This is a genomic window from Streptomyces sp. PA03-3a (assembly GCF_033792735.1).
GTDB lineage: Bacteria > Actinomycetota > Actinomycetes > Streptomycetales > Streptomycetaceae > Actinacidiphila.
Genome location: NZ_JARAVM010000084.1, coordinates 1 through 3,047 on the forward strand (window position 1 = coordinate 1; position 3,047 = coordinate 3,047).

Annotated in this window: 5 protein-coding genes; 1 reads left to right on the forward strand and 4 read right to left on the reverse strand. The window is 76.0% G+C overall.

What is annotated here, in order from left to right; genetic code table 11:
* Positions 1–393: 393 nt before the first annotated feature.
* Entirely contained in the window at positions 394–705 is a 312-nt protein-coding gene (locus tag PV342_RS40825) for an antibiotic biosynthesis monooxygenase family protein (protein ID WP_018561620.1), read from the forward strand.
* Positions 706–765: 60 nt separating this feature from the next.
* Here the strand turns inward: PV342_RS40825 and PV342_RS40830 are convergent, their stop codons facing one another.
* The 4 genes from PV342_RS40830 to PV342_RS40845 all read right to left on the reverse strand — a co-directional run.
* The gene (locus PV342_RS40830; RefSeq protein WP_018561621.1) at positions 766–1,209 is read right to left on the reverse strand and encodes a type II toxin-antitoxin system PemK/MazF family toxin; all 444 of its coding nucleotides are present in this window, start codon (positions 1,207–1,209) and stop codon (positions 766–768) included.
* Positions 1,206–2,009: an urease accessory protein UreD gene (locus PV342_RS40835; RefSeq protein ID WP_400806479.1), complete on the reverse strand. Its 804-nt coding sequence runs from the start codon at positions 2,007–2,009 to the stop codon at positions 1,206–1,208. The genes PV342_RS40830 and PV342_RS40835 overlap by 4 nt, the downstream gene beginning before the upstream one ends.
* Positions 1,964–2,659, reverse strand: a complete 696-nt coding sequence (ureG, locus tag PV342_RS40840) for an urease accessory protein UreG (RefSeq protein ID WP_386991965.1) — start codon at positions 2,657–2,659, stop codon at positions 1,964–1,966. Before ureG ends, PV342_RS40835 begins: the two co-directional genes overlap by 46 nt.
* A 10-nt stretch (positions 2,660–2,669) precedes the next feature.
* On the reverse strand, positions 2,670–3,047 hold a 378-nt coding region (locus PV342_RS40845; protein WP_500321225.1), incomplete at its 5' end, for an urease accessory UreF family protein.

Here is a 3,047-nt window from a genome sequence, read left to right on the forward strand (position 1 = left end):
GACGGTGATCCGGAAGTCGATGGCGTCGCCGGGCGGGACGGGGGCGGCGCGCGGGACCCCGGTCGGCGGGCGCTGCCGGACGCGTCGGGGCGGGTTCCGGCCCGGCGCGGCGGCCCCGCGCCCGCCGACGGGCCTCACCCGTTCGGCCCAGCGCCTTTTGCCCCGCCCTGGTGAGGGCCGCACAGTCGAGTGACGGCGGTGACTGGGCGCCATCCCCCGGGATGGGCGACGCGATCCCCCGGGCGACCGTCCCGGGACCCGCGCTCGACGGCCCCTGGCACGCGATCCCGCACCGCCCCGTGCGAGCGAGCGGCCCTCCCGGGCCCCACGCCACCGTCCTCAGCGCGGCTGCGGCGTGCGCACGGTCCTCGCGCCCCCAAGGATCGAGGTCCCATGGACAGCACCCCGAAGACACGCGTCGTTCTGCGGATTCGGCTTCACGAGGGCAAGGGGGATCAGTATGCGCAGGCATACGACCTCGTGCACCGCGGCATCGTCACGGCAGACGGCTTCATCAGTTCGCAGCTGTGCCGGTCCCTGGCGGACCCGGACAGCTGGATCGTCACCAGCGAGTGGCGGTCGCTCGACCAGTACCTCGCCTACCTGGCGAGCGAGGACTTCAAGGCGCGGCGGGTCGGGCTGCGCGAGTGCATCCTGGAGCACGAGTCGACGCAGTACACGGTCGTCGCCGACGTGAAGCCCTGACGCGGCGCCGGCTGCGGCCCCCGGGGCGGTGCCCGCCCCGGGGGCCGGTCCGCGTGCGCGTCAGCGCCAGCGGTACAGCTCCTTCAGCCGGTTCACGACGATGTTGAAGCGGCCCCGGTCCAGCGCGCAGGCCTCGCGGCGCATGCCGTCGGCGTGGACGCGCAGCACCCGGTCGACGTTCACCCAGGAAGCGCGGCCGGACTTGTCCCACGGGCCGGAACCGATGGCGACCCACTCGCGGTCGTCGTTGTGCTCCTTGCTGGAGAGCTGCACCGCGAGCAGGGTGCCGCCCCGCTCGCGTGCGACGACGAGGACCGGTCGGTCCTTGCCGCGGCCGTCGTTCTCCTCGTAGGGCACCCAGGTCCAGACGATCTCGCCCGGGTCGGGGTCGCCGTCGTGGGCCGGTGCGTACTCGGTGCGGACGGGGCCGACCTGCTCCGGCTGTGCCTCGGTGGTCGCGCTGGGGCCGTAGCGGCCGGGGTTCTCGGTGTCTATGGACGTCACGGGGCCACGCTAGCCGACAGCAACCGGCGCAGGCACAGCCCGTCCGGGGCGACGGCGGTCAGCAGCGCGGCGGGACCGGCCAGCGGCGTCAGGACGGACTCGCCCTGTTCCGCCTCCCGTACCGGCACCCTGGCCTCCACGGGCTTCTCCACGAACGCCGGGTCGACGACGAGCAGTTGGCCCGCGGCACGGTAGGTGTGCAGGACGGCGGGGCCCGCCCAGCCCGCCGCGCCCGGCCCGAAGGAGAGCTCCTGGTCCAGCAGCGGACGGCCGCCGATCCGTACCGTGAGGCGGGTGGTGAGCCGGCCCGGCCGCTCCCCCGCCCGGCCGAGGATCTGCTCCTCGCGCAGCACCAGGCGGGCGCCCGGGGCGAGGTCGGCCGTGGTGGTCATGCGGAGGTCGCTGCCCTCCGCGGCGATCAGCGGCTGCGGCAGCCAGTGCAGTTCGGCGTCCTCGCCGACGGTGAGCCGTACGTCGTACCGCGCCTGCTCGCCGCCGCGGCCGGGCAGCGCGACGGTGGCCGCCGCCGCGTCGACGTGCAGCACGGCGCCCGGTGCGGCGGTGACGTGCACGGCCAGCCGGTCGCCGCCGAGCGGGGCCGTCATGGCGCCCACGACCGTCACCCTGGCCGCCCGTTCGTCCGCGGACCGGGTGCGGCGCAGCGCGAGCGGCCCCTCACCGGCGAGTTCGGGCAGCGCGGTGCCGCCGCGGCCGTCCGGGACGGCGGTGATCCGCGCGGTGGCGTGGACCCCGCTCACGCGGGGACCGTCGCCCAGGCCGCGAGCCGCGCCCGGACCCACTCGGCGACGGGGGCGACGCCGTTCTCGGCCACGAGGGAGGTGAAGACCACGGGCAGTTCGCCGCGCTGCTGCCTCGCGTCGCGCGCCATGCGGCCGAGGTCGGAGCCCACGTAGGGGGCGAGGTCGGTCTTGTTGACGACCAGCAGGTCGGCGGTGGTGACGCCGGGACCGCCCTTGCGCGGGATGTCGTCGCCGCCGGCCACGTCGATGACGAACACCTGGGCGTCGGCCAGTCCCTTGGAGAAGGTGGCGGTGAGGTTGTCGCCGCCGGACTCCACCAGGACGAGGTCGAGTGGCCCGACGGTGTCCTCCAGCTCCTCGACCGCTTCGAGGTTGGCCGAGATGTCGTCGCGGATCGCGGTGTGCGGGCACGCGCCGGTCTCCACGGCGGCGATGCGCTCGGGCGGCAGGACGGCGTTGCGCAGGAGGAAGTCGGCGTCCTCACGCGTGTAGATGTCGTTGGTGACGACGGCGATGGACAACTCGTCGCGCAGCGCGCGGCAGAGCGCGGCGACGGTGGCGGTCTTGCCCGAGCCGACCGGGCCGCCGAGGCCGATGCGCAGGGCCCGGCGGCTGCCGTCGGGGCGGGCGGTGGATGCGGCCCAGGTGTGCCGCTGCGGGAAGACGGTGTGCTCGTGGTCGAGGTGCATGAGGTTCCCCCTAGGAGGCGAAGAGGCGGACGGGCCACCCGGCGTGGGCCTCGGCGTACACGTCGAGCAGGGGCGCGGAGGCGGCCGGCAGGGCGCCGGTGCCCTCGGTGAGGCAGCGGTGGGCGGCGTCGGCCGCCCGGGCGGCGACCTCGTCCAGGTCCGGGGCGAGCCGGGCGAGGACGGCCGTCACCTCGAACGGGTCCAGGCTCAGCAGGCGTACGGCCGCGGTGGCCGGGCCGGTCACGGCCTCGTACGCCGCCGCGTGGGCGGCGTCCAGCGGGGTGAGCCCGGCGGCCCGGGCCGTGACGCCGAGCACGACGGGCTGGTGGGCGCCCCGCGGCCGCGCGGTGGCGAGCGCGTCGAGGCCGGGTGACGGCCAGGCGGCGCG